Source organism: Pseudomonas sp. B14(2017) (assembly GCF_002113255.1).
In the GTDB taxonomy this organism is placed as follows: Bacteria; Pseudomonadota; Gammaproteobacteria; order Pseudomonadales; family Pseudomonadaceae; genus Aquipseudomonas; species Aquipseudomonas putida_Z.
This window is the reverse complement of the sequence record NZ_NEJY01000007.1, coordinates 164,521-190,427: the sequence shown is the minus strand read 5'-3', so window position 1 is coordinate 190,427 and position 25,907 is coordinate 164,521. Positions and strand designations below refer to the sequence as shown.

Sequence of the window (25,907 nt, the reverse complement as noted above, 5' to 3'; positions counted from 1 at the left end):
AGGCGTCATGCAGCAGTTCATTCACGCACCCGAGCAAGTCCAGTTGCCATTGTTCGAAGCATTCCTCGCCCAGCCCGTACTGCCTGGCCTGAAAACCAGCGAAGTGGCGCGCAAGAGCAGCCAGCCCGAGCTGTTCAGCGAACTGTCGCTGCGCGGAGCCCCCGGGCACTGCCAAAGCCTGCTGGCACCCGTGCTGCGCGAACTGAGCGAAGAGGACGAGACCCGCTGGCTGACCCTGATCGCCCCGCCGTCAAGCCTGACCCAGGCCTGGCTGCGCGATGCCGGGCTCAACCGTGAACGCATCCTGCTGCTGCAACCTCGCGGCAATCAGAGCCCGCTTCAACTGGCCTGCGAAGCCTTGCGCCTGGGCCGCAGCCACACCGTGGTCAGCTGGCTGGGCAACGTCAACGCCACTGCACGCCAGCAATTGCTGCGCGCTGCCGGTGCCGGAAACGCACAAAGCCTGAACATCCGCCTCGGCTGATGTTCAGGCTTTGCCTGTCATTGCATGAAACCTGATGCCCTGCTGCACCTCAGTGCAGCACACGCGTCCCTTCATCACGTTCAAGCTCGCCATCCATCAGGCGACCGGCCATCTGCACGCCCACGCTGAGCATGGCCTTGGCCACTTCCACATGCTGACCCTGCAGGAACGCCTTGGCGTCTTCCGAGAAATCCAGGGTTACCAGAGAGCCCTCATCCTCGGCGCGACGCAGTTCGATGCGGCCATCAGGCAACTCGACAATTTCCAGAAACGACGTAGACATAAATGGCAGTTCTCCGCGAAAGGCCAGTATTGTACCAGCCGTAGCAGCTATCAGCACTCACTCAACGCGTCGCGGAAACGTCTCACCAGGCCCTTGAGGTTGCTGCGCCAGCTTTCCAGTTCGGCACGCGACAGCGCCGGATGCTCGGGCTCATCGAGATTGACCGCCTGGATCAATGGCTGGGTAACGTCGGTTTTTGGCGCTTTTTTCGCGACCGGTGGTCGGAACAAATCGGCATAAGCACTGAGCATATGCGCCAGCCAGGTTTCGCGCTGGCGGGCCAGCTCCAGCAGTTCGGCCACTTCCGGGATTGCGATGCCGTTCAGGGCATCGTCGGCCAGTGCCTGCTCGACCGTTGCAACAACTGGCAGGCGGTAGAAGCCACCAATTTCATGACACAGGCCCAGCAGTGCGCCGTAGAGATGGAACAGCGCCGACTCGCGCTCGGCCTGGACCAGGCCCTGGGCATTCATGGCCTGGCTTTGTTCGGCCTTGGCCATGGACTCCAGGGCCAGGCCGGCAAAGAACAGTTTCTGATTGGTGCGGGTGTAGAGTTCCTGGGCCATTTCAGTGCCCTCCCTAAGGCTGCAAGGCGGATAGCTGCATCATAAATGATTGGGGCCGCTTTGCGCCCCTTCGCGGGCTTGCCCACTCCCACAGGAACTCCATCAAGCCCAAGGCCTGCGCTGTACCTGTAGGAGCGGGCAAGCCCGCGAAGGGGCTCGAAGCGGCCCCAATTACAGCACTGACAGATCAGCGCTTGTCTTCAACCTTCCACGCATTGCCGTCGTAGAACGCCTTCCAGCCGGTCGGCTTGCCATCAACCTCGGACTGCACGTACTGCTCCTTGGTCTTGCGGCTGTAGCGGATCACCGCCGGGCGGCCTTCCGGGTCTTTCTGCGGCGCATCGCACAGGAAGTGGTACTTCGGATCGATCTCATGCTTGTGCGGCACGATCTCCAGCACCAGCGGTGCGCGGGTTTCGCGGTTCTTGGGGAACTGGCTGGCGGCCAGGAACAGCCCCGAAGCGCCATCACGCAGCACGTAGGTATCGTCGACCTTCTCGCACTTGAGTTCTGGCATGTCCACCTTGTCCATCTTCGGTGGCGCCGCCTCGCCGCTCTTGAGCAGCTTGCGGGTGTTCTTGCACGCCGGGTTGGTGCAACCGAAGAACTTGCCGAAGCGGCCAGTCTTCAACTGCATCTCGCTGCCGCACTTGTCGCACTCCAGGCTCGGCCCTTCGTAACCCTTGATGCGGTAGTTGCCTTCCTCGATCTCGTAGCCAGCGCAATCCGGGTTGTTACCGCAGATGTGCAGCTTGTGCTTCTCGTCCAGCAGGTAGGCATCCATCGCCGTGGCGCAGATCGGGCAACGGTGCTTGCCCAGCAACACGCGGGATTCCGATTCGCCCTCGTCGTCGGCGGCAATCTCGTCGCCCGGCACCAGGTTGACGGTGGCCTTGCAACGCTCTTTCGGCGGCAGGCTGTAGCCCGAGCAACCGAGGAACACGCCGGTGGAGGCAGTGCGGATCATCATCGGCCGGCCACATTCCTTGCACGGAATGTTGGTCATGGTCGGTTGGTTGGCGCGCATGCCGTCTTCGCTGGACTCGGCGGTCTGCAGTTTCTTGCTGAAGTCGCCGTAGAACTCGTCGAGCACGTTCTTCCAGTCACGCTCGCCCTGGGCCACGTCATCGAGGTTCTCTTCCATGTCGGCGGTAAAGCCGTAGTCCATCAGGTTGGAGAAGCTCTCGGACAGGCGCTCGGTGACGATGTCGCCCATCTTCTCGGAATAGAAGCGGCGGTTGTGCAGGGTCACATAGCCACGGTCCTGAATGGTCGAGATGATCGCCGCATAGGTCGACGGGCGGCCGATGCCGCGCTTTTCCATTTCCTTGACCAGGCTGGCTTCGGTGAAGCGCGCCGGTGGCTTGGTGAAGTGCTGGCTCGGGTCGATCTGGATCAGCTTCAGCGCTTCGCCCTGGACCATTTCCGGCAACACGTCGTCTTCGCCAGGCTTGCTCTGCTGCGGCAGCACACGGGTGTAACCGTCAAACTTGAGGATACGGCCCTTGGCACGCAGCTCGAAGTCGCCCGCAGCCACGGTGACGCTGGTGGACAGGTACTGCGCTGGCGGCATCTGGCAGGCCAGGAACTGGCGCCAGATCAGCTCGTACAGGCGCTCGGCGTCGCGCTCCATGCCAGTGAGCTTGCTCGGGTGGGTATTCACGTCGGAAGGACGAATCGCTTCGTGCGCCTCCTGGGCGCCTTCCTTGCTGCCGTACACCAGCGGTGCCTCGGGCAGGTACTGCTTGCCGAACTCGCGCTCGATGTAGCTGCGCGCCATGTCCAGGGCGTCGGCCGACAGGTTGGTGGAGTCGGTACGCATGTAGGTGATGTAGCCGGCTTCGTACAAGCGCTGGGCCATCATCATGGTTTTCTTCACACCGAAGCCCAGGCGGTTGCTGGCGGCCTGCTGCAAGGTGGAAGTAATGAACGGTGCCGACGGCTTGCTGCTGGTCGGGCGGTCTTCGCGCTTGACCACGCTGTAGCTGGAAGCCTTGAGCTTCTCCAGCGCGGCCATGGCCTGGGCTTCGTTCAGCGGCTTGAAGGCCTCACCCTTCTCGCGTGCCACTTCGAAACGCACCTTGGCGTTCTTGGCGGTGCCGAGGTCGGCGTGGATTTCCCAGTACTCTTCCGGGATGAACGCGCGGATTTCGCGCTCGCGCTCCACCACCAGCTTCACCGCCACCGACTGTACACGACCGGCGGACAGGCCACGGGCGATCTTGGCCCACAGCAGCGGCGAAACCATGTAGCCGACCACGCGGTCGAGGAAACGCCGCGCCTGCTGCGCGTTGACCCGGTCGATATCCAGCTCGCCCGGCTGCGAGAAGGCTTCCTGGATGGCCTTCTTGGTGATTTCGTTGAACACCACGCGCTTGTAGCGGGTGTCGTCGCCGCCGATGGCCTCGCGCAGGTGCCAGGCAATGGCTTCCCCTTCGCGGTCCAAGTCGGTTGCGAGATAGATGGTGTCGGCGTCCTTCGCCAGGCGGCGCAGCTCTTCGATCACCTTTTCCTTGCCAGGCAGGATCTCGTACTTGGCCTTCCAGCCGTGGTCGGGGTCCACGCCCATGCGTGCCACCAGCTGGCGGCGGGCCTTTTCCTTCGGCGACAGGGCCGGAGCCTCACCCGCGGCCTTGCCACGCTTGGCGGCTGGCTCTTTGCTGGCGCTGGCCGAACCGCTGGTGGGGAGGTCTCGGATATGGCCGATACTCGACTTCACCACGTACTGGTTGCCCAGGTACTTGTTGATGGTCTTGGCCTTGGCCGGGGATTCCACAATGACCAGCGATTTGCCCATGGATCGGAGTATTCCTGAATCTGAAGATGAAAAACGCGTCAGGTGCCAGACGCGGCACCGCTATATATAGTGGCAAAAGTGTGAGGTCAAGTTCGGACTATCACTCGTGCGACTTGCCCAGCAACCCAGGCAGCCCCTCTTCGGCCTTGACCAAAGCAAAACGTGGCACCTGCTCGCCGTCAACCTCGACGGACTCCTGGAACATCGAAAGTGGCCGTACCCAGAAGCTGTAATCACCATACAGGCATTGGTAGAACACCATCCACTCTTCGCTCTCGGAGTGCCGCGCAACACTGAAGACACGGTACTCAGGCCCTTTGTAATGCCGGTATACGCCTGGTTGTATCTGCATGTTGCCCACCCTCTTGAATAAAACCTGTAAAAAACAAAACCGGGGCACAAGGCCCCGGTCGCTGTCCCGCTACGCGATCAGACGCGTTCGAAGACAGTGGTGATACCTTGGCCGAGGCCGACACACATGGTCGCCACCCCCAGGGTACCGCCATTCTGCTTCATGACATTGAGCAGGGTGCCGGAAATCCGCGCCCCGGAGCAACCGAACGGGTGGCCCAAGGCAATGGCGCCGCCGTGCAGGTTAACCTTCTCATCCATCTTGTCGAGTACTTTCAAGTCTTTCAGCACTGGCAGGGCCTGTGCAGCGAAGGCTTCGTTGAGCTCGATGAAGTCGATGTCGGCCATGGTCAGGCCAGCACGCTTGAGGGCTTTCTGGGTCGACGGCACCGGGCCATAGCCCATGATCGCCGGGTCGACGCCAGCCACCGCCATGGAGCGGATGACCGCCAATGGCTGGATACCCAGGTCCATGGCGCGCTGGCCGGACATGACGATCATGCACGACGCACCGTCGGTGATCTGCGACGAGGTACCGGCAGTGACGGTACCGCCTTTCGGGTTGAACGCCGGCTTCAGCGACGCCAGGCCTTCGAGGGTGGTTTCCGGGCGAATGGTTTCGTCGAAATCGAACACCTTCAGGAAGCCGTTCTCGTCATAGCCCTGCATCGGGATGATTTCGTCCTTGAACTTGCCTTCGACCGTGGCCTTGTGCGCCAGCTGGTGCGAACGCAGGCCGAACAGGTCCTGCTGCTCACGGGTGATGCCGTGCATCTTGCCGAGCATTTCCGCGGTCAGGCCCATCATCCCGGAAGCCTTGGCGGCATGCAAGGACAGGTGCGGGTTGGGGTCGACGCCATGCATCATGCTGACGTGGCCCATGTGCTCCACGCCACCGACCACGAATACATCACCGTTGCCGGTCATGATCGCCTGGGCGGCGGTGTGCAGCGCGCTCATCGACGAGCCGCACAGGCGGCTGACGGTCTGCGCCGCGGAGGTGTGCGGGATCGGGGTCATCAGCGAGGCCATGCGGGCGATGTTCCAGCCCTGCTCGAGGGTCTGGTTGACGCAGCCCCAGATCACGTCCTCGACTTCTTTCGGGTCGACCTTGTCGTTGCGTTCCAGCAGCTTGCTGATCAGGTGCGCCGACATGTCTTCGGCGCGGGTATTGCGGTGCATGCCACCCTTGGAGCGGCCCATCGGCGTGCGACCGAAGTCGACAATCACCACGTCTCTTGGATTCAGGCTCATATCAAATCTCTCGCTCTAGCTCGTTGACCGCTCAGTTGAAGAAGCGCTGGCCGTTCTTGGCCATTTCACGCAGCTTGGCGGTCGGGTGGTACAGCGGCCCCAGGTCGGCGTACTGATCGGCCAGGGCAACGAATTCGGCCACACCGATCGAGTCGATGTAGCGCAGCGCACCACCGCGGAAGGGAGGGAAACCAATGCCGTAGACCAGGCCCATGTCGGCTTCAGCGGCGGTTTCGACGATGCCGTCTTCCAGGCAGCGCACGGTCTCCAGGCACAGCGGGATCATCATCCAGTTGATGATGTCTTCGTCGGTGACTTCACGCTGCTCGAAGACGATCGGCTTGAGCACGTCGAGCACGCTGGCGTCGGCGACCTTCTTCGGCTTGCCACGCTTGTCGGTTTCGTAGGCGTAGAAGCCCTTGCCGTTCTTCTGGCCCAGGCGGTTGGCCTCGTACAGTGCGTCAACGGCCGAGCGGCGCTCGTCCTTCATGCGGTCCGGGAAGCCTTCGGCCATCACGTCGCGGCCGTGGTGGCCGGTGTCGATGCCGACCACGTCCATCAGGTACGCCGGGCCCATCGGCCAGCCGAACTTTTCCATGACCTTGTCGATTCGCACGAAGTCGACACCGGCGCTTACCAGCTTGGCGAAGCCGCCGAAGTACGGGAACAGCACGCGGTTGACCAGGAAGCCCGGGCAGTCGTTGACCACGATCGGGTTCTTGCCCATTTTCTTGGCGTAGGCCACGGTGGTGGCGACCGCCACTTCACTGGACTTCTCGCCACGGATGACTTCCACCAGCGGCATCATGTGCACCGGGTTGAAGAAGTGCATGCCGACGAAGTTTTCCGGGCGCTTGAGCGCCTTGGCCAGCAGGTTGATGGAAATGGTCGAGGTGTTGGAAGCGAGGATCGCATCGTCCTTCACCTGGGTTTCCACTTCAGCCAGCACGGCCTGCTTGACTTTCGGGTTCTCGACCACGGCCTCGACGACGATGTCGACATTGGCGAAATCGCCATAGGACAGGGTCGGGCGAATGGCGTTGAGTGCCTCGGCCATCTTGGCCGGGGTCAGGCGGCCCTTCTCGACGCGGTTGCCGAGCAGCTTGGAGGCCTCGTTCAGGCCCAGCTGGATGGCTTCCTCGCGGATATCCTTCATCAGGATCGGGGTGCCCTTGACCGCCGACTGGTAGGCGATGCCGCCACCCATGATGCCAGCGCCGAGCACGGCGGCCTGCTTCACGTCGTGGGCGATTTCGTCATGCGCCTTGGCCTTGCGCTTGAGTTCCTGGTCGTTGAGGAACAGGCCGATCAGGCTCTCGGCAACCGAGGTCTTGGCCAGCTTGGCGAAGCCTGCGGCTTCGACTTCCAGGGCCTTGTCACGGCCGAAGTTGGCAGCCTTCTGGATGGTCTTGATGGCTTCGACCGGGGCTGGGTAGTTCGGGCCGGCCTGGCCGGCGACGAAGCCCTTGGCAGTCTCGAAGGCCATCATCTGTTCGATGGCGTTGAGCTTGAGCTTTTCCAGCTTGGGCTGGCGCTTGGCCTTGTAGTCCAGCTCGCCACTGATGGCGCGCTTGACCAGATCAAGGGCACCGGCCATCAGCAGTTCAGGCGCGACCACGGCGTCGACGGCACCCACTTTCAGGGCGTCTTCGGCACGGTTTTCCTTGCCGGCGGCGATCCACTCGATGGCGTTGTCCGAACCGATCAGGCGCGGCAGGCGCACGGTGCCGCCGAAGCCCGGGTAGATACCCAGCTTGACTTCCGGCAGGCCGATCTTGGCGCTGGTGGACATGACCCGGTAGTCGGCGGCCAGGCACATTTCCAGGCCGCCGCCCAGGGCGATGCCGTTGATGGCGGCGACGGTCGGCACTTCGAGGTCTTCGAAGGCGTTGAAGATGCGGTTGGCTTCCAGGTTGCCGGCGACCAGTTCGGCCTCGGGCAGCTTGAAGTTGTCGACGAACTCGGTGATGTCGGCGCCGACGATGAACACGTCCTTGCCACTGCTGACGATCACGCCCTTGACCGAGGCGTCGGCCTGGATGGCATCGACGGCCTGGCGCAGTTCGTTCAGGGTCAGGCGGTTGAACTTGTTGACGGACTCACCCTTGAGGTCGAACTTGAGCTCGACGATGCCACTTTCAAGAGCCTTAACCGTGATGGCTTTACCTTCGTAAATCATCAACTGATCTCCACGATATGGAAGCTGAACAGTACACGCCGATCGCTGCAGCAAAAGCAGGCCTAGCTGCCCTGCCCCAGGCACACCCGTCAGCGCGCTAGTCGGAAGTATGGCTTGGCGTCATGACATACAAACGCTCAATTCATACGCCCGTTTGATTTGGGTGTGCACACATTCTCCGAAAAGATCGGCGTTGTCAAATGCTCGCGAGCAAGGTGAAAACACGACTTTCCAGTCATTTTGTAGCGTCTTGGTACAAAACATGATGACAGTGATTGCTGACCATTCATGTCGGCGATTGACCATGAGCCGCAGGAGAATGCTGCAGCTTTTGCCTTGCGCGGTGACCTCGAACGGCTACACTGGCACTTGCTTGAATGCATACCCGGCCTGCCTGGCCTTTTCTGCGCAGCAGAACGCAAAGCGGCGACTTGGCACCCCACCCCTTCAGGGGATCGGCCAAGCCGCCGCTTTGTCGTTCATAGCTATTGAAACCTCCGCATTCCCTGTGGGAGCGGGCGTGCCCGCGAAGAATTCAACGCGGTGGCTGGCACCGGCTGCGCCGGTGTTCGCGGGCATGCCCGCTCCCACAATGACCGTGCCAGACAGGTATCAGGCGAGTGCTTCGAGGACGTGGGCAATATCCTGCAACACAGCCGTATCGCCCCGCTCGGTCCAGTACAGCGCGATCATCCGGGCATCGGCCTCGACCTTGTAGACACTCGCCGGCAAGCGCGCCAGGGCCTCCATGAAGCGTGGGTCATCGCAGGGTTCACGCCACTGGTTCCACCACACCCCCGGGGTGATCTGCCAGAAGCTGAAGCTGTCCTCATGCCCGCGGCGACGTGCCCGGTGGTATTGCGGGCACGGGCTTGGCGGCTCCTTTTCCAGCCAGTGCGGCCACTGCTGCGGCGCCAGCTGCATGGCCAGACCCATGCGCCGAGCCTCCAGGCGCAGCTTCATCTGCTCGCTCTGCTTGCGCGAGGTGCGCAACCAGGAAAGCGGGCTGAGAATCAGCGCAAGGATTGACACCACCAGCAATACCGTCATATCTGTAGTTCCCATAAAGCGTTGCAAATGAGCTGGTTAGCCATTTTTCACGGAAGACCCGCCCGAAAGCGACCATACTTCTTCTATCGCGATTGTCAGGAGTTCCGCTCATGTCCTACGAACATCTTCTGGTCGCCGTCGACCTGACCGAAGAATGCGACCCGGTGATCAAACGTGCCATGGCGCTGGCTGCACCTTCGAATGCCAAGGTTTCGCTGGTACACATCGTCGAGCCGATGGCCATGGCGTTCGGCGGTGACGTGCCGATGGACCTGTCGCAGTTGCAACAGCAGCAGTTCGACCAGGCCAAGGAACGCATGGACCGCCTGTTCAACAAATACCCGGACATCCACCGCGGCGACTCGCACCTGACCTATGGCCAGCCGCGCCAGGAAATCCACCAGTTGGCCAAGGACCAGAAGTGCGACCTGATCGTGGTCGGCAGCCATGGCCGTCACGGCCTGGCGTTGCTGCTGGGGTCCACGGCCAATGACGTGCTGCATGGTGCGCCGTGCGATGTACTGGCGGTGCGGTTGCAGAAGAAGGAATGATTCAACCTGTGCCGGCCATTTCGCGGGCTTGCCCGCTCCCACAGGTACTGCACCGCGTTCAACAGCGGTGCGGTCCTTGTGGGAGCGGGTTCACCCGCGAAGGGGCTGGGCCAGGCTAACGCCGATCAGCCTTCCAGTTCGGCCCAGCGCTCCACCAGCACATCCAGCTCACCCTGCAGCTTCTCGATCTTGGCCAGCACTGCCGAGGTTTCCGCAATCGGCCGCTGATAGAAGCCCGCCGCATTCACTTCTTCCTGGGCCTCGGCCATGCGCTGCTCCAGTTCGTCGATCTGCCCTGGCAGCATTTCCAGCTCACGTTGCAGCTTGTAGCTGAGCTTCTTCTTCGAACCATCGGCCACCTCTGCAACAGGCGCAGGCGCCGGTTTGGCCTCGACCTTCTCCACCACCGCGCTGTTGAGCTCGGACTTGCCGCCCTTGCTCTCGGTCACGCCCAGCAGCTTCGGCGAGCCACCCTGGCGAATCCAGTCCTCGTAACCACCGACGTATTCGCGCACCTTGCCCTCGCCTTCGAACACCAGGGTGCTGGTGACGACGTTGTCGAGGAAGGCCCGGTCGTGGCTGACCATCAGCACGGTGCCCTTGTAGTTGGACAGCACCTCCTCGAGCAACTCGAGGGTTTCCACGTCCAGGTCGTTGGTCGGTTCGTCAAGCACCAGCAGGTTGGCCGGCTTGCTGAACAGCTTGGCCAGCAACAGCCGTGCACGCTCGCCACCCGAAAGCGCCTTGACCGGCGTACGGGCACGCTGAGGGCTGAACAGGAAATCGCCCAGGTAGCTCAGCACATGGCGGTTCTGGCCGTCGATCTCGATGAAGTCGCGGCCTTCGGCCAGGTTGTCGATAACGGTCTTTTCCAGGTCGAGCTGGTGGCGCATCTGATCGAAATAGGCCACTTCCAGCTTGGTGCCGCGCTCGACCTTGCCGGTGGTCGGCTCCAGGTCGCCGAGCATCAGCTTGAGCAGGGTGGTCTTGCCGGTACCGTTGGCGCCCAGCAGGCCGATGCGGTCCTCACGCTGCAGGACCATGGAGAAGTCCTTGACCAGCACAGGCCCGTCGGGGTGATGGAAGCTGACGTTTTCCAGCACCATCACCTGCTTGCCGGACTTTTCCGCCGCCTCGATCTGGATATTGGCCTTGCCCTGGCGCTCGCGGCGTTCGCTGCGCTCCACGCGCAGGGCCTTCAGCGCACGTACGCGGCCTTCGTTGCGGGTGCGGCGAGCCTTGATGCCCTGGCGGATCCACACTTCTTCCTGAGCCAGGCGCTTGTCGAACAATGCGTTGGCGGTTTCCTCGGCGGCCAGCGCGGCCTCCTTGTGCACCAGGAAGCTGGCATAGTCGCCGTTCCAGTCGATCAGGCCGCCGCGGTCCAGTTCGAGGATGCGGGTGGCCAGGTTCTGCAAGAAGGAACGGTCGTGGGTGATGAACAGCACCGCGCCGTTGAAGCCGCGCAGGGCCTCTTCGAGCCAGGCGATGGCACCGATGTCCAGGTGGTTGGTCGGTTCGTCGAGCAGCAGCAGGTCGGGCTCCGACACCAGCGCCTGGGCCAGCAGCACGCGGCGGCGCCAGCCACCGGACAGTTCGGCCAGGGTCTTGTCGGCCGGCAGCTGCAGGCGGCTGAGGGTGCTTTCCACCACCTGCTGCAGGCGCCAGCCGTCACGGGCTTCCAGCTCGTGCTGGACGTGCATGAGTTTTTCCAGGTCTTCATCGCCCTGGATGTTCAGGCTCAGGTGGTGGAACTGCGCCAGCAACTCGCCCACGCCATCCAGGCCTGCGGCCACCACATCGAACACCGTGCGCTCGTCGGCCACCGGCAGTTCCTGCGGCAGCTCGCCGATCTTCAGGGCCGGGGCACGCCAGATTTCGCCGTCGTCGCCCTTCTGCTCGCCCTTGACCAGGCGCAGCATGCTCGACTTGCCGGTGCCGTTGCGGCCGATGATGCACACCCGCTCGCCACGAGCGATCTGCCAGGACACTTTGTCCAGCAGCGGCATGGCGCCGAATGCGAGGGACACATCGCTGAATTTGAGCAGGGTCATGTTGGTCTCCATAAATCGGGCGCGCATTCTACCTGACTTGGCCCTCGACGGCATCCGCCTGGCCAACCGGCGAGGCCTTTGCGACATCTGGTCGAACTTAATATCCCGATACAAGCACAGTGCTTTCACCCGCCGCCGGCAAACAGCTAAGCTAAGGCAATAGCTTCCAACAGTGCTGGCTCCGCCGTCACTTCCCCATGGTTCAACTGCCCGGACGTATCATGCGCAGCCGCCTGTTACATATTGCATCCTGCCTGCTGCTCACCGCCGCCACCTGCGCGGCGCAGGCCGCCGACCTTACCCTGCAACGCCAATACTATGACGAGGCCAAGCGCGCGCTGGCCAAAGGCGACAAAGGCCCGTACCTGCGCTATGCCCAGGCCCTCAGCGACTACCCGCTGACGCCCTACCTGGCCTACGACGAACTCACCGCCCGCCTGAAAACCGCCAGCAACCAGGAAATCGAAGGCTTCCTCGCCAAGCATGGCGACCTGCCCCAGGCCAACTGGATGAAACTGCGCTGGTTGCGCTGGCTGGCCGAACGCGGCGAATGGAACACCTTCGCCAAGTACTACGACCCCAAGCTCAACTTCACCGAACTGGACTGCCTCAACGGCCAGTACCAGCTCAGCCACGGCCTGCGCGCCGAAGGTTTTGCCACGGCCGACAAACTGTGGAACGTCGGCAAGTCGCAGCCGGCCACCTGCGACACGCTGTTCGGCATGTGGGCGGCCGAGGGCCAGCTGACCGAGGCCAAGCGCTGGCAACGCACCAAGCTGGCGGCCCAGGCGCGCAACTACGGCCTGGCCAACAACCTGGTCAAGACCCTGACCACCCTCGCCCCGCAGGGGCGCCTGCTGGTCGATGTGGCGCAGAAACCCGAGCTGCTCAACCAGCCGTCGCGCTTCACCCCAGTCAACGAAGCCATGTCCGACGTGGTCAGCCTCGGCCTGCGCCGCCTGGCCCGGCAGGACCCGGAGCGGGCCATGGCACTGCTCGACGACTACGCCCAGCGCATGCACTTTTCCCGTGACGAGAAGGTGGCCATCGCCCGTGAGATCGGCCTGACCCTGGCGCGCCGCTACGACCCGCGCGCACTCGACCTGATGACCCGCTACGACCCCGAACTGCGTGACAACACCGTCAGCGAATGGCGCCTGCGCCTGCTGCTGCGCCTGGGCCGTTGGGAAGACGCCTACGAACTGACCCGCCGCCTGCCCCAGGACCTGGCCAGCAGCAGCCGCTGGAAGTACTGGCAGGCGCGCAGTTTGGAGCTGGCGCAGCCGAACAACCCACAGATCCCACTGCTGTACAAGACCGTGGCGCGTGAGCGTGACTTCTACGGCTTCCTCGCCGCCGACCGGGCACAGACTCCTTACCAGCTGAACAACAAGCCGCTGGTGCTCAGCCCGCAGCTGGTCAACAAGGTACGCAACACTCCGGGTATCCGCCGTGCCCTGGAGTTCCACGCCCGCGGCCAGATCGTCGAAGGCCGCCGCGAGTGGTACCACGTCAGCCGCCACTTCACCCGCGACGAAATGGTCGCCCAGGCGCGCCTGGGCTACGACCTGCGCTGGTACTTCCCGGCCATTCGCACCATCAGCCAGGCGCAGTACTGGGACGACCTGGACATTCGCTTCCCGATGGCCCACCGCGACACCCTGGTGCGCGAGGCCAAGGTCCGCGGCCTGCATTCAAGCTGGGTATTCGCCATTACCCGCCAGGAAAGCGCGTTCATGGAGGATGCCCGCTCCCCGGTGGGTGCCAGCGGCCTGATGCAGTTGATGCCGGCCACGGCCAAGGAAACCGCGCGCAAGTTCAGCATCCCGCTGGCATCACCGGCGCAGGTGCTCAACCCGGACAAGAACATCCAGCTGGGTGCGGCCTACCTGAGCCAGGTACACAGCCAGTTCAACGGCAACCGGGTACTTGCTTCGGCAGCCTACAACGCCGGGCCCGGGCGCGTGCGGCAGTGGCTCAAAGGCGCCAAGCATCTGAGCTTCGATGTGTGGGTGGAGTCGATCCCGTTCGACGAAACGCGCCAGTATGTGCAGAACGTGCTGTCGTATTCGGTGATCTACGGGCAGAAGCTGAACTCGCCGCAGCCGCTGGTGGATTGGCATGAGCGGTATTTCGATGACATGTGATTGCTACTGAGCCTGTGCCGGCCCTTTCGCGGGCTTGCCCGCTCCCACAGGTTCTTCACAAGCCTTGAAAGCTGTGGTGATCCTGTGGGAGCGGGCAAGCCCGCGAAGAGGCCGGAACAGGCAACACAGCTACTCCAGGACTTCGACCTTCATCCCTGCCTCCAACCACCCACTGCCGTCCACCGCCAGGTTCTGCCCGAACAGCACATCCCCCTCCTTCTCACGGAAGGTCCTGAGCGTGGCCATCGGCTCGCGGTCCTCGCTGCGCTCGCCGGTAGCCGGGTCGATGGTGGTAAAGATGCAGCGCACACTGGGCTTGAGCACGCGAAACTCCAGGCTGCCGATACGAATCCGCTTCCAGCCATCTTCGGCAAACGGTTCAGCCCCCTGCACCACCAGGTTGGGCCGAAAGCGCAGCATCTCCATGGGCCGTCCGATACGCCGGTCGAGTTCGTCCAGCGAACCCTGGCCGATCAGCAATAACGGGAAACCGTCCGGGAACGCCGCCCGGTCACTGTTGAAGCCATAACCATTGGGCAGGTAACGCGCGCGCTGCTCCGGGCAATGCACCAGGCGCACGGCCTTGCCCAGCAGCTGGCTCAGCCAGGCCGCCGCCGCATCGCCCGCATCCGGCACGCGCAGGGTATCGCGCCAGATGGTCACGCCGCGCAGGGCGTCATCGGCAGGCGGCACAGGCACCCGCAACGGTGCCTGCCCAGGTGCTTCCAGCAGCAATTGGCCGCTGTCATCATCACTAGCCTTGATCTGGCCTAGCTGAGGCCAGGCGCGCTGGGTAAGGAAGCGTCCGTTTTCTTCCTCCACCACCATCCAGCGCCGGTCACCCTGCAACCCCAGCAATCCCACCGGTGAAGCCTGCAGGCGTTGCGCCTGCCCCGACTTCACCGGGTACCGATACAGCTCACTGAGAAACATCCCTGCCGCCTCGCGTCATGCCAAAACGCCAAGCTTATACCCGGCAGGGGCCGGGATCACGCGGTAGCGGCATCCAGCAACAGGCGTTGCTTGACCACGTCGACCAGGCGATCGGGCTGGAACTTGGACAGGAAGTTGTCGCAGCCCACCTTCTTCACCATGGATTCGTTGAAACTACCCGACAGCGAGGTGTGCAACACCACGTACAGCTGGCGCAAACGGGCATCACCACGGATCTCGGTGGTCAACCGGTAGCCGTCCATTTCCGGCATCTCGGCGTCGGTGAACACCATCAGCAGCTTCTCGCACACGTCCTCACCAGCGTCAGCCCAGCCCTTGAGCATGCGCAGCGCCTTCAGGCCATCACTGGCCACGTGCAGCTTCACGCCCAGCTGGGACAAGGTGTCGCGCAATTGCGCCAGGGCCACGCTGGAGTCGTCCACCAGCAGCACTTCGCGGCCACGGGCCCGGGCCAGCACCGGGTCGGCGAGCTTGTCGCCGGAAACCCGGGCGTTGTACGGCACGATCTCGGCCAGCACCTTCTCCACGTCGATCACTTCCACCAGCTTGTCATCGACCTTGGTGATGGCGGTCAGGTAATGCTGGCGGCCGGCACTGGATGGCGGCGGCATGATCGCTTCCCAGTTCATGTTGACGATGCGGTCGACACCGCCTACCAGGAAGGCCTGTACCGAGCGGTTGTATTCGGTGACGATGATGGTGCTGTCCGGCCCCGGTTGCAGCGGGCGCATGCCGATCGCCTGGGACAGGTCGATCACCGGCAGGGTCTGGCCGCGCAGGTTGACCACACCGCAGACGAAAGCGTGGCGCTGGGGCATCAGGGTCAGCTTGGGCAGTTGCAGCACTTCCTGCACCTTGAACACGTTGATCGCGAACAGCTGGCGGCCGGCCAGGCGAAACATCAGGATTTCCAGGCGGTTCTCACCCACCAGTTGCGTGCGTTGGTCTACCGTGTCGAGAATGCCAGCCATTGGAAAGCCCCCAGGCTTGAGTCGGAAAAAGTGAAATCATCCACCCTGTATCGGCGGCTTCACGCACACCTTGACCCTTGCGGGAAAATGCCGTGAAGGCAATTGATATCACTTTACCATCATGCTTTACTGCGGGAAGCGCGGGTGATTCAGCGGGACGGTAAAAGTTCCCCACCTGAGGCCCTTATCAGGGAAACCCTTAGCCACAATCGGGTGCAACCTGATGTTCGCGATATCCTTTAGCCATTAATGTGACGCCATTCTCATTGCATGAATGGAGTCAGGCTTTTGCTAGCTATCGTTTTGGCGTGCCCGTCCCCTGCGCCTGCCCCACGCGCGGGGGCATCATGATGGACAGCGCCTTGTCGTTCGATAACGCCCTGCAGGGGTTCCTGCTGGATGCCCAGGTACTGCTGACCCAGGCCCAGGAATGCCTGCAGCATCTGGAGCTGATCGACAACGACCCGGATGCCTGCCATTGCCTGGACAACGCCCTCGACAACCTTGCTCGACAGGCCACACACCTGGGCCTGCGCGAAGTCGCCCATTACACCACCGCCCTGCAGCAGTTGCTGGCACCGGCCTGCCAGGTCGGTCGCCTGCAGCGCGAAGCCCTGCCCGCGGTAGGGGCCTGCCTGACCCTGCTGGCCTGGCAGCTGGAGCTGGTCGACCCTTGCACCGGGCGGCTCAACCTGGACATCGGCGAGCAGTTGGTACTGCTGGGTGAACTGGCCAAGGCCGTGCAGCAAACGTTTGCACAACCCTGCACCTCCTGCGACGAGCAAGGCAGCGTGTGCATCCACCCGCATACCGAGACGGCAGGCAGCACGCACTCCGGCCGCTCATCTGCCACATATTGAACTGGCTTGAAATGCAGCCGGGCACGTTTATTCAGGCCCACCCAGGCCGAACTTGGAAAGTTCTCGAAGTTTTCCAGGTTGCCGGGGGCCAAGTTGAATCAACAGCGCGCAAGTTCAATGGCAAGTGCCTGTTGTGCGATCAAGCCAAGTGGCACTTTGCTACCCTCCAGCGCCCGCCCCGCAGGCGTTTCATAGCGTTACCCGATCGCGACCAATGCACTGCGAAGTGGTAATATGCGGCCCCACAAACGCTTGCGACCTGCAGCAAGGTCGCAAGATCACGCGTTCGAAAGAAAATATAAAGTACTGCTCCAAAGCCTCTGACATGGATTGTGCAAGGCCTCCATCAGCAATACTTCAGTGGCTTCCCTACCTATGTTTCCACGCTTGAAGACTTCTTTGCGGTGCTGCTCCCGCACTACCCTGCTGCGCTGGGCGACGGTCGGGCTGTGCGTGGCCTCGCTGGTCGCCACCCTGTCGCTGTACCTGACCGACCAGGCGATCCCGGCCAGCCTGCTGCTGCTGCAGCTGGCCGCCACGCTGGGCGCTGCCGTGCACCTGGCCCTGGGCGCCAGGTCGATCAACCTGCGCCCGGCGGAACTGGCCGAGCGCATGCTCAAGGTCCAGGAAGACGAGCGCCAGCACCTGAGCCGGGAATTGCACGATGACATCGGCCAGCTGCTCACCGCCGCCAAGCTGCAGCTGCAGTGGCTGCAGAAGCGCATGCCCGATGACCTGCAAGGCCACTGCGACGCCCTGCGCAGCACGCTGGATGACACCCTGGGCAACGTGCGCGATGTCTCCGCCCTTCTCAACCCGCGGCAGCTGGCCAGCCTGGGCCTGGAGGCCAGCCTGCGCGCACACTTGGTGCGCACCCTGGGCAACAGCGGCGTGCACTGGAGCCTGGCGTGCAACCAGCGCCTGGGCGGCATCGACGAGGCCGTGGCCATGGCGGTGTTCCGCATTACCCAGGAAGCCGTGACCAACATGCTGCGCCACGCCCAGGCACGCAACCTGGTCGTCCGCCTGCAGCGCACCCCCGAGGGGTTGGCGTTATCGATCCACGACGATGGCCGCGGCTTCGTGCCAGCCAGGCAACCGGCCGAAGCAGGCCAGCGGGGCTTGGCCGGCATGCAGGAGCGGGTAACCGCGTTGCAGGGCAGCCTGGACATCACCAGCCAGCTCGGCCTGGGCACGCGCATCGAGGCAATGTTCCCATGGCCACCGCGCACCCAGGAACGCGCCAGGAGTACTGCAACCCATGACCTGTAGACTGCTGCTGGTAGACGACCACTCGCTGATCCGCGCCGGGGTGCGCGCACTGGTCTGCGACATCCCCGGCTATGACGTGATCGGTGAAGCCGACGACGGCAGCCAGTTGCTCGAACAGGTGCGCACGCTGGCGCCGGACATCGTCTTGCTGGACATCTCCATGCGCTCGACCAGCGGCCTGGACGCCCTCACCCAACTGCGCGCCAGCGGCAACACCTGCAAGGTGCTGATCCTGTCGATGCACACCGACCCGGACCTGATCATGCGGGCCCTGGAAAGCGGCGCCCACGGCTACCTGCTCAAGGACACAAGCGCCACCGAACTGGAACAGGCCCTGGCCGCGGTGCGCAACGGCGAGCACTACCTCAGCCCAGCCATCGCCCATACGGTCATCAACCAGGCGCTGCAGCACGCCAGGCAGGGCAAGCAACCCGCGGGCGAGCGGCATAACCTCACGGCGCGACAGCTGGAAATCCTGCGCCTGATCGTGCGTGGCAAGTCCACACGGGAAATCGCCACCGGCCTGGGCCTGTCGATCAAGACCGTGGAAACCCACCGCTCGCAAATCATGAAACGCCTGCAGATTCATGACGTGGCCGGCCTGGTGCTGTTCGCCGTGCGCGAGAAAATCATCAGCCTGGACGACTGAGCAACGGCGACCCCTCCGGCAGATGCAGGCGCAGTGCAGCGGGCCTGGCCTGGAAGCGCAACTTGTCGGCCTGCACCGGCTCGCCATCGAGGTTGATGTCCAGGCCCTGCGAGCACTTGATCTCGACCCAGGGCAACCTGGCCCTGACTAACAACCCGTTGCCAGCCAACAGCTCACGCAGCGCCCCGACCATCTCCTGTGGTGCCGGCAGGATGGCGATATCGAGCAAGCCGTCGTCCACCAGGGCCTCGGGGCACAGCACTTGCCCCCCCCCGGCCTGGCGGCCATTGCCGATCCCCAGCGCCAGCAGGTCACCCTGCCAGTCGAAGCCCGGCCCTTGCAGCTCCACCGAGGCTGCCTGCAGTTCGCTGAAGCGCGACAAGCCGGTGAACAGGTAGGCGGCCGCGCCCAGCACTTTCTTCAGGTCTTCGGAGGTGTTGGCCGTGACCTGGCTGCCAAAACCGCCCGTGGCCATGTTGAGGAACAACTGATCGCCGGCCTGGCCCAGGTCTATTGGCCGTGCGGGTATGTTCAGCAGTGCCAGGGCGGTGGCAGGCTCCAGGGGTATGCCGGCGGCCTTGGCAAAATCGTTGGCCGTGCCCAGCGGCAACAACGCCAGGGTGGCCTCGGTACCTGCCTGCCCCATGGCCTCGGCGACATCACGCAGCGTGCCATCGCCGCCTCCGGCGACGATATGGCCGTAGCCGGCGGCCAGCGCCTCGGTGACCAGGCGCTGCGCGTCGCCGGCCTCCCAGGTGACCCGCACATCCAGTACCCAGCCGCTGTCGCGCAGGCCATGCACGGCGCTGCGCACGTCTTCGTTCATGGCCTGCTTGCCGTGCAGGATCAGCATTGCCTTGCGCCCTTGCATGTGCGCGCCTCCGTGAAGTGATCAACCCAGATCTCGACCCTTTGCAATTGCGGATCGTTGCATGCGCCCGAAAAAATAGCAGGCCAACGCGATCGTTTGTGGGGCATCAACCGACAAGCGTCGGCCGGTCTTTTCCCACACGCCTGGCAATGCACGGCTATGCTCAGCAGATACACTTTATTGCCACGGACGCGCCCCCGGCAGTGGTTCTACCACTGCTGCCCACGGGCGCGTCTTGCTATCCGCGGCCTTTAGCGAGGATACCGGGTCATGCGCATTCTCTGGACACTGCCGTACCTGCCCTGGCCAACCACCAGCGGCAGCAAGACCCGGCAATACCACCTGATACGCGCACTGGCACAGCGGGGCCACCGGATTACCCTGCTGGTGCAATCGAAGATCCCGCTCGGCGATGCCGCCCGCGAAGCCCTGGAACCGCTGCTCGAGCGCCTGATCGTGCTGCCCCGTCGGCCCCTGCACAGCCCACTCAACCTGCTGGCCTCACCGATCATCGCCTACCCCATGCGGGCAATCATCAATGGCCTGGCCCCTTGCCTGCGGCACCGCTTCGAGCAATTGCTGGACGAGCCCTGGGACGTGATCCAGATCGAACACAGCTACAGTTTCCAGCCCTTCGAAAAGGCCCTGCAGGCACGCGGGCTGCCGTACATGCTCAGCGAGCACACCCTGGAGTCGGTGATGGGTGGCGCCAGCCACGATCGCCTGCCGCTATGGCTGCGCCCGCTCAACGCCTTCGATCGCTGGCGCTATCGACGCTGGGAACAGCGGGTATTGCGCCAACCCACCGAACTGGTGGCAGTCAGCGCCCACGATGCCGAATTGATCGCGCAGATCAGCGGGCGCCCGGTGAACGTGGTGGTCAATGGCGTGGACTGTGATTTCTACCAGCACGTGCAACCCGCGCTGCACAGCCAGCGCCTGCTGTTCGTTGGCAACTTCGAGTATGGCGCCAACCTGGAGGCCATCGAATGGGCGCTGGAAGACATCATGCCGCAGGTCTGGATGAGCAACCCGGCGGTGCGCCTGGCGATTGCCGGGCATGCCATGCCGGCCAGCTGGAAACTGCACTGGAACGACCCGCGCATCGAATGGTTCGGCTACCGCCCCGACCTGCGTGAACTGCAACGGCGTTCGGCATTGTTCTTCGCACCGCTGCGCTATGCCGGTGGCTCCAAGGTGAAAATCCTCGAAGCGATGGCCGCTGGCTTGCCGGTGATCACCACCGGCAAAGGTGTTTCAGGCCTGGCCGCGAACAATGGTGAGCACTACCTGGGCAGTGAGGATGGCGACCAGCTGGCCCTGCTGATCACCCAGTTGCTCAACCAGCCCTGGCGCATGAGCCAGTTGAGCGACGCCGGGCGCCAGTTCGCCCGCCAGCGCCACGACTGGAGCGTGGCCGCCCAGCAACTGGAGAACGTGCACATGCGCCTGGCACTGGCGGCACCGGCCGAGGCCACGCCGCTGGCCAGTGCCTGACGGGGCCGCTCAGCCAAGTAGTTCGCTGAAGGGGATGAACGGCACGCTGTCACCCTGCTTCGGCGTACTGCCTTCGCGCACCTCCACCAACCCTTCGGCCCAGGCCGCACTGCGCAACACGCCAGAGCTCTGGTTCTTGTAGATGCGCACCTGGCCCTGTTCGATGCGGGCGCGCAGGTACTCGCGGCGCGTGCCGGCCTTGGGCCAGTCAAAGCCGGCCGGCATGTCGAAGCGCAACGGCGTGACATCGGCCACGCCCTGACGCCGCAACAGGTAGGGCCGGGTCAGCAGGCCGAAGGTGACCAGGGTCGAGGCCGGGTTACCCGGCAGGCCGATTACCGGCACGCCCTGGAAGTGGCCGAAGGTCAGCGGCTTGCCCGGTTTGATCGCCAGCTTCCACAAGGCCAGCTCGCCAGCTTCGCGCAGGGCGGCGCCGAGGTAGTCGGCCTCCCCCACCGAGACACCGCCGGTGGACAGGATCAGGTCGACATCGCCCAGCTCGGCCAGGCAGCTGCGGGTGCGCGCCAGGTCGTCCGGCAGAATGCCCGCATCGACCACGTCGCAGCCCAGCCTCTGCAGCCAGCTGACCAGCAGCCGGCGATTACTGTTGTAGATCTGCCCCGGCCCCAGCGGCAGGCCGGGTTCGACCAGTTCGTCACCGGTGGACAACACCGCCACCCGCACCTTGCGCACCACGTCCAGCCGGCCATGGCCCAGGGTCGCGGCCAGGCCCAGCTCGATCGGCCCCAGCCGGGTGCCGGCGCTCATCACCTGTTCGCCCTTGCGGGTTTCCTGGCCCTGGGGACGAATGTTCTGCCCGGTCTTCAGCGCTTCGAGAAAGCGTACCCGGCCATCCTCCGCCACTTCGGTGTTTTCCTGCATCTCGACGCAGTCGGCACCTTCGGGCAGCGGTGCCCCGGTGAAGATGCGCGCGCAGGTGCCCGGTTGCAGCGGCTGCGGCGCATGGCCGGCGAAAATCCGCTGGCTGACCGGCAGTGGTTCGCCCTGCCAGTCGGCCATGCGCAGGGCGTAACCGTCCATGGCACTGTTCGGCCAAGGCGGCAGGTCGAGCGAGGCCACCAGGTCGGTGGCCAGCACACGGCCCTCGGCCTCGGCCAGCGGCAGGTTCTCGGTGTCGCGGATCGGTGCCGCTTCGGCCAAAGCCAGCAGCTGCTCCAGGGCCTGTTCTACCGGCATCAGCGGCCGGGCCTGGCGGACCTCAGCCACGGCTGTCGCAGGCCGCTGCCTGCTTCAGGTGCGGCACGAAGTTGCACGGGCGATGGCGGGCATCCAGCTGCTCGGCGAGGATACCGTCCCAACCGGTGCGCACCGCGTTGGTCGAACCCGGCAGGCAGCACACCAGGGTACCGTTGGCCAGCCCGGCCAGGGCGCGCGACTGCACGGTGGAAGTGCCGATGTCAGCCACGGAAATCTGCCGGAACAGCTCACCAAAGCCTTCTACCTGCTTGTCCAGCAGGCAGGCCACGGCCTCGGGCGTGCTGTCGCGGCCGGTGAAGCCGGTGCCGCCGGTGATCAGCACTACCTGCACGCTGTCATCGGCAATCCAGGTGGCGACCTGGGCGCGAATCTTGTACAAGTCATCTTTCAGCAGCACGCGCTCGGCCAGGCGATGGCCAGCCGCGCTCAGCCGGTCGACGAACAGCTGGCCGGAGGTATCGGTGTCGAAAGTACGGGTGTCGCTGACCGTGAGCACGGCGATGTTCAGCGGCACGAAGGGGGTATCTGCCTTGGCTTTCATGGGGGTCCGTCACAAGAAGATGGGATGGCCGCAGTTATAACACAGCACGCGCCCATCACAGCGTGACGCCCGTGGCCCTTGCCCTCGATCAATGCCCCGGGTTTGCCGCTATGCTGCACTGTAGACGGAACTTGCGTGGACGCCCTGCGTCTTAATGTCATCTAGCACCATCGCACTGGAGAAACACGATGATTCAACGGACCCTACCCGCCTTCCTGCTCGCCTTGGGCCTGGGCGCCCTCGCTGGCTGCGCATCGCCAACCGTCATTACCCTGAACGACGGTCGCGAAATCCAGGCCACCGACACACCGAAGTTCGATGAAGACTCCGGTTTCTACGAATTCGAGCAGCTGGACGGCAAGCGCACACGCCTGAACAAGGACCAGATCCGCACCGTCAAAGAGCTCTGATCGCAGCCTGTTTTTTGCAAAGGCCCTTTTAACAACAAGGGCTTGCGTGCAAAAAAAGTATGCAGTAGGATTTCCTTCATCGGAGTGTAGCGCAGCCAGGTAGCGCGTCTCGTTCGGGACGAGAAGGCCGCAGGTTCGAATCCTGTCTCTCCGACCAAATCCTCGTCAAAAAGCCCGCCTAGTGCGGGCTTTTTGTTGTGCCTTGAAAAGTGCCCTGCCCCAGCGCGCGCCCCCCTTGTGGGAGCGGCCTTGTGTCGCGAAAGGGCTGCAAGGCAGCCCCCAGCAACTTGTGCAGCCTGGCTGAAATCCTGGGGCCGCGTTGCGACCCTTTCGCGACACAAGGCCGCTCCCACATGTGTCAGTGCGACACCTCAGCCTCCACCGGCACATACAGCAACTGCAGGCGCTCACTGCTCCAGGCCCGGGTCTGGTTGGTCAGCGCCAGGTTGTTGTTCAGCTTCTGTCCATAGCTTGGCACGATTTCCTTGAGCCTGGCCTGCCAGGCTGGCGACTGGATACGGTCCTTGAAGGTCTTTTCCAGCACGGTCAGCATGATCGGCGCCGCGGTCGAGGCACCCGGCGATGCCCCCAGCAATGCAGCGATGCTGCCGTCCTGGGCCGCCACCACTTCAGTACCGAACTGCAGCACACCGCCCAGTACCGGGTCCTTCTTGATCACCTGCACCCGCTGGCCGGCCTGCAGCAGCTTCCAGTCTTCGTTCTTGGCGTTGGGGAAGTACTCGCGCAGCGCGTTCATGCGGTCATCGAAACTGAGCATCAACTGCCCCATCAGGTAGGTGCTGAGGTCGATGTTGTCGATACCGGCTTTGACCATCGGCAGCACGTTGTGGCTGTTCAGCGAGGCGAACATGTCCAGCAGCGAGCCGTGCTTGAGGTACTTGGTGGAGAAGGTGGCGAACGGGCCGAACAGCAGCACCTGCTTGCCATCGATCATCCGCGTGTCCAGGTGCGGTACCGACATCGGCGGCGCGCCGACCGAGGCCTTGCCGTACAGCTTGGCCTGGTGGCGGGCGACCAGGTCGGGGTTGTCGGTCATCAGGAACTGGCCACCGACCGGGAAGCCGGCATAGCCTTCGGCTTCAGCGATGCCCGACTTCTGCAGCAGCTTCAGCGCGCCACCACCAGCACCGATGAACACGAAGCGGGCGTTGACGGCCTTTTCCTCGCCGCCGTTGGCAAGGTCAGCCACCCGCACATGCCAGGTGCCGTCGTCGTTGCGCACGATGTCGCGCACTTCATGACGCAGGTTCAACGACACATTGGGGTTGCGGGTCATCGCCGCGAACAACTGGCGGGTGATTTCGCCAAAGTTCACGTCGGTGCCGATGGCCATGCGCGTGGCGGCGATTTTCTGCTCCGGGTCACGGCCTTCCATCACCAGCGGTGCCCACTTGCGGATCTGCTCGTGGTCTTCGGAGATTTCCATGCCGCGGAACAGCGAGCTGTGCTGCAGGGCGTCGACGCGCTTGTGCAGGAAGGCGACGTTGTCGTCACCCCAGACAAAGCTCATGTGCGGCACGTTGTTGATGAACGACTTCGGGTTGCTGAGCACGCCCTGCTCGACCTGGTAGGCCCAGAACTGCTTGGACACCTCGAACTGCTCGTTGACCCCAACGGCCTTGCTGATGTCGATGCTGCCGTCTTTGCCGACGCTGGTGTAGTTCAGCTCGCAGAACGCGGAGTGACCGGTACCGGCGTTGTTCCAGGCGTTGGAGCTTTCTTCGGCCACCTGGTCCAGGCGTTCGTAGACGTCGACCTTCCAGGAAGGCTCCAGCTCGGTGAGGTAGGTGCCCAGGCTGGCACTCATGATGCCACCGCCAATCAGCAGCACATCGACGGTCTTTTCCGGCTCCGCGGGTTTGGAGCAGCCGATGACGCCCAGGCAGAGGAACGTCAGCAGGAATTTCTTCATTGATGTTATCCAGTTGTTGTGTACACGCGCGCCGCCTTGAGCAGGGAACGTGCCAACTGGGTCTGGAGCAGTGAATACAGGGGGCGGGCGATGGGGTAGATGGCGACAATCCGCCAATGGGGAACAGCTTGCCCTTGTCAGATGGCGGGTTTCCCCCTAGGGGTCGCTACGCGCCCCCTTGAAAGATCAGGCGCTCAGGCGGGAGGTGACTTCACCCAGCTGCCCCGACAACCCATGCAGGCGCTGCCCCGCCTGTTCGGTATGCTGCACCGCCTGCTGGTTGGCCGTGGCGATGCGGGTGATTTCGATCAGGTTGCACGAGATGTCCTCGGCCACGCTGGTCTGCTCTTCGGCCGCCGTGGCGATCTGCCGGTTCATGTCGCGGATCGCTTCCACTGCCAGAGTGATGCGCTGAAGCATCTGCCCGGCCTGCTGCACCTGCTCGGCACCCTCCTCGCTGCGCTGCTGGCCGCTTTCGATGGCCTTGACCGCCTCCACCGCCCCAGACTGCACCGCTTCGATGATCTGGTGGATCTCGGCGATCGACGCCGCCGTGCGCTGGGCCAGGCTGCGCACTTCATCGGCGACGACCGCAAAACCTCGCCCGGCCTCGCCGGCACGGGCCGCTTCGATGGCCGCGTTGAGCGCCAGCAGGTTGGTCTGCTCGGCAATGCCACGGATCACTTCGAGCACTTTGCCAATGCGCGTGCTGTCATGCTCCAGGTCGCGAATCACCGCCGCCGTGCCGGCAATTTCGCGGTTGACCGCGCCGATGATGTCGATGGTCTGCTGCATCACCTGCTCGCCCGCCTGGGCACTGTGGTCGGCGTCGTCCGCCGCGCGGGCGGCCTCGGCGGCGTGGCGCGCGACTTCCTGGGCGGTGGCGGACATTTCGTGCATGGCCGTGGCCACCTGGTCGGTGCGCTGGAACTGGTCGTGGGTACCACGGGCCATGTCGCCGGCGATGCTGCGCAGCTGGCCGCTGGCACCTTCCAGCTCCTGGGCGTTGTCCTGC

23 protein-coding genes and 1 tRNA gene are annotated in these 25,907 nt (G+C 63.6%); 9 read left to right on the top strand and 15 right to left on the bottom strand.

What is annotated here, in order from left to right; all coding sequences use genetic code 11:
- The first annotated feature begins 7 nt into the window (after window positions 1-7).
- Window positions 8-484 (top strand): SOS-induced cell division inhibitor SulA, encoded by a 477-nt coding sequence (sulA, locus tag CAG34_RS09325; RefSeq protein WP_085589440.1) that lies wholly within the window; start codon window positions 8-10, stop codon window positions 482-484.
- A gap of 49 nt (window positions 485-533) precedes the next feature.
- Here sulA and CAG34_RS09320 read toward each other — a convergent pair whose 3' ends face one another.
- The 7 genes from CAG34_RS09320 to CAG34_RS09285 form a co-directional block, all read right to left on the bottom strand.
- On the bottom strand, window positions 534-767 hold the full coding sequence (locus CAG34_RS09320) for a hypothetical protein (RefSeq protein WP_085589438.1): 234 nt from the start codon (window positions 765-767) through the stop codon (window positions 534-536).
- Window positions 768-817: 50 nt separating this feature from the next.
- Window positions 818-1,333: a DUF6586 family protein gene (locus tag CAG34_RS09315; RefSeq protein ID WP_085589435.1), complete on the bottom strand. Its 516-nt coding sequence runs from the start codon at window positions 1,331-1,333 to the stop codon at window positions 818-820.
- Window positions 1,334-1,520: 187 nt separating this feature from the next.
- Entirely contained in the window at window positions 1,521-4,130 is a 2,610-nt protein-coding gene (gene topA / locus CAG34_RS09310) for a type I DNA topoisomerase (protein ID WP_025338324.1), read from the bottom strand.
- A gap of 100 nt (window positions 4,131-4,230) precedes the next feature.
- Window positions 4,231-4,482 (bottom strand): DUF1653 domain-containing protein, encoded by a 252-nt coding sequence (locus CAG34_RS09305; RefSeq protein WP_023661154.1) that lies wholly within the window; start codon window positions 4,480-4,482, stop codon window positions 4,231-4,233.
- 77 nt (window positions 4,483-4,559) lie between these two features.
- Entirely contained in the window at window positions 4,560-5,735 is a 1,176-nt protein-coding gene (fadA, locus tag CAG34_RS09300) for an acetyl-CoA C-acyltransferase FadA (RefSeq protein ID WP_085589433.1), read from the bottom strand.
- Window positions 5,736-5,766: 31 nt separating this feature from the next.
- Window positions 5,767-7,914 carry a fatty acid oxidation complex subunit alpha FadB gene (gene fadB, locus CAG34_RS09295; RefSeq protein ID WP_025338323.1) on the bottom strand — a complete coding sequence of 716 codons (2,148 nt, stop codon included), beginning with the start codon at window positions 7,912-7,914 and terminating at the stop codon, window positions 5,767-5,769.
- A 612-nt stretch (window positions 7,915-8,526) separates the two neighbouring features.
- Window positions 8,527-8,964 (bottom strand): hypothetical protein, encoded by a 438-nt coding sequence (locus CAG34_RS09285; protein ID WP_085589427.1) that lies wholly within the window; start codon window positions 8,962-8,964, stop codon window positions 8,527-8,529.
- Window positions 8,965-9,074: 110 nt separating this feature from the next.
- On the opposite strand from CAG34_RS09285, the gene CAG34_RS09280 reads away from it, so the two are divergent.
- A complete protein-coding gene (locus CAG34_RS09280; RefSeq protein WP_013971709.1) occupies window positions 9,075-9,515 on the top strand; it encodes a universal stress protein in 441 nt (146 codons plus the stop codon).
- A gap of 125 nt (window positions 9,516-9,640) precedes the next feature.
- Here CAG34_RS09280 and CAG34_RS09275 read toward each other — a convergent pair whose 3' ends face one another.
- Entirely contained in the window at window positions 9,641-11,569 is a 1,929-nt protein-coding gene (locus CAG34_RS09275; protein ID WP_025338322.1) for an ATP-binding cassette domain-containing protein, read from the bottom strand.
- Between the two features lie 221 nt (window positions 11,570-11,790).
- On the opposite strand from CAG34_RS09275, the gene CAG34_RS09270 reads away from it, so the two are divergent.
- Window positions 11,791-13,716: a transglycosylase SLT domain-containing protein gene (locus CAG34_RS09270; RefSeq protein WP_075044214.1), complete on the top strand. Its 1,926-nt coding sequence runs from the start codon at window positions 11,791-11,793 to the stop codon at window positions 13,714-13,716.
- Window positions 13,717-13,845: 129 nt separating this feature from the next.
- Here the strand turns inward: CAG34_RS09270 and CAG34_RS09260 are convergent, their stop codons facing one another.
- Both CAG34_RS09260 and CAG34_RS09255 read right to left on the bottom strand, forming a co-directional pair.
- The gene (locus CAG34_RS09260) at window positions 13,846-14,649 is read right to left on the bottom strand and encodes an MOSC domain-containing protein (RefSeq protein ID WP_085589425.1); all 804 of its coding nucleotides are present in this window, start codon (window positions 14,647-14,649) and stop codon (window positions 13,846-13,848) included.
- A gap of 56 nt (window positions 14,650-14,705) precedes the next feature.
- Complete coding sequence (locus CAG34_RS09255) at window positions 14,706-15,641, bottom strand: chemotaxis protein CheV (RefSeq protein WP_015269524.1); 936 nt, start codon at window positions 15,639-15,641, stop codon at window positions 14,706-14,708.
- A gap of 350 nt (window positions 15,642-15,991) precedes the next feature.
- On the opposite strand from CAG34_RS09255, the gene CAG34_RS09250 reads away from it, so the two are divergent.
- The 3 genes from CAG34_RS09250 to CAG34_RS09240 all read left to right on the top strand — a co-directional run bounded on the left by CAG34_RS09250 (window position 15,992) and on the right by CAG34_RS09240 (window position 18,422).
- Window positions 15,992-16,501 (top strand): hypothetical protein, encoded by a 510-nt coding sequence (locus CAG34_RS09250; RefSeq protein ID WP_025338319.1) that lies wholly within the window; start codon window positions 15,992-15,994, stop codon window positions 16,499-16,501.
- A 375-nt stretch (window positions 16,502-16,876) separates the two neighbouring features.
- Window positions 16,877-17,773 carry a sensor histidine kinase gene (locus CAG34_RS09245; protein WP_085589423.1) on the top strand — a complete coding sequence of 299 codons (897 nt, stop codon included), beginning with the start codon at window positions 16,877-16,879 and terminating at the stop codon, window positions 17,771-17,773.
- The gene (locus CAG34_RS09240) at window positions 17,763-18,422 is read left to right on the top strand and encodes a response regulator transcription factor (protein ID WP_085589421.1); all 660 of its coding nucleotides are present in this window, start codon (window positions 17,763-17,765) and stop codon (window positions 18,420-18,422) included. The genes CAG34_RS09245 and CAG34_RS09240 overlap by 11 nt, the downstream gene beginning before the upstream one ends.
- On the opposite strand, the gene yegS is transcribed toward CAG34_RS09240, so the two are convergent.
- Window positions 18,406-19,293: a lipid kinase YegS gene (gene yegS, locus CAG34_RS09235; RefSeq protein WP_085589419.1), complete on the bottom strand. Its 888-nt coding sequence runs from the start codon at window positions 19,291-19,293 to the stop codon at window positions 18,406-18,408. The two genes, CAG34_RS09240 and yegS, sit on opposite strands and share 17 nt — an antisense overlap.
- Before the next feature lie 270 nt (window positions 19,294-19,563).
- Here yegS and CAG34_RS09230 point away from each other — a divergent pair, with 270 nt between their 5' ends.
- Window positions 19,564-20,790 (top strand): glycosyltransferase family 4 protein, encoded by a 1,227-nt coding sequence (locus CAG34_RS09230; RefSeq protein WP_075044210.1) that lies wholly within the window; start codon window positions 19,564-19,566, stop codon window positions 20,788-20,790.
- Between the two features lie 9 nt (window positions 20,791-20,799).
- Here the strand turns inward: CAG34_RS09230 and glp are convergent, their stop codons facing one another.
- Both glp and moaB read right to left on the bottom strand, forming a co-directional pair.
- Window positions 20,800-21,987 carry a gephyrin-like molybdotransferase Glp gene (glp, locus tag CAG34_RS09225; protein WP_085589521.1) on the bottom strand — a complete coding sequence of 396 codons (1,188 nt, stop codon included), beginning with the start codon at window positions 21,985-21,987 and terminating at the stop codon, window positions 20,800-20,802.
- 22 nt (window positions 21,988-22,009) lie between these two features.
- Window positions 22,010-22,549 (bottom strand): molybdenum cofactor biosynthesis protein B, encoded by a 540-nt coding sequence (gene moaB / locus CAG34_RS09220; protein WP_025338313.1) that lies wholly within the window; start codon window positions 22,547-22,549, stop codon window positions 22,010-22,012.
- A gap of 188 nt (window positions 22,550-22,737) precedes the next feature.
- On the opposite strand from moaB, the gene CAG34_RS09215 reads away from it, so the two are divergent.
- On the top strand, window positions 22,738-22,959 hold the full coding sequence (locus tag CAG34_RS09215; RefSeq protein ID WP_025338312.1) for a YgdI/YgdR family lipoprotein: 222 nt from the start codon (window positions 22,738-22,740) through the stop codon (window positions 22,957-22,959).
- A gap of 80 nt (window positions 22,960-23,039) precedes the next feature.
- Window positions 23,040-23,116, top strand: a tRNA-Pro gene (locus CAG34_RS09210).
- A gap of 201 nt (window positions 23,117-23,317) precedes the next feature.
- On the opposite strand, the gene mqo is transcribed toward CAG34_RS09210, so the two are convergent.
- Entirely contained in the window at window positions 23,318-24,892 is a 1,575-nt protein-coding gene (gene mqo, locus CAG34_RS09205; protein ID WP_085589417.1) for a malate dehydrogenase (quinone), read from the bottom strand.
- A 186-nt stretch (window positions 24,893-25,078) separates the two neighbouring features.
- Window positions 25,079-25,783 carry a methyl-accepting chemotaxis protein gene (locus tag CAG34_RS29425; RefSeq protein ID WP_371257960.1) on the bottom strand — a complete coding sequence of 235 codons (705 nt, stop codon included), beginning with the start codon at window positions 25,781-25,783 and terminating at the stop codon, window positions 25,079-25,081.
- Between the last annotated feature and the right edge of the window lie 124 nt (window positions 25,784-25,907).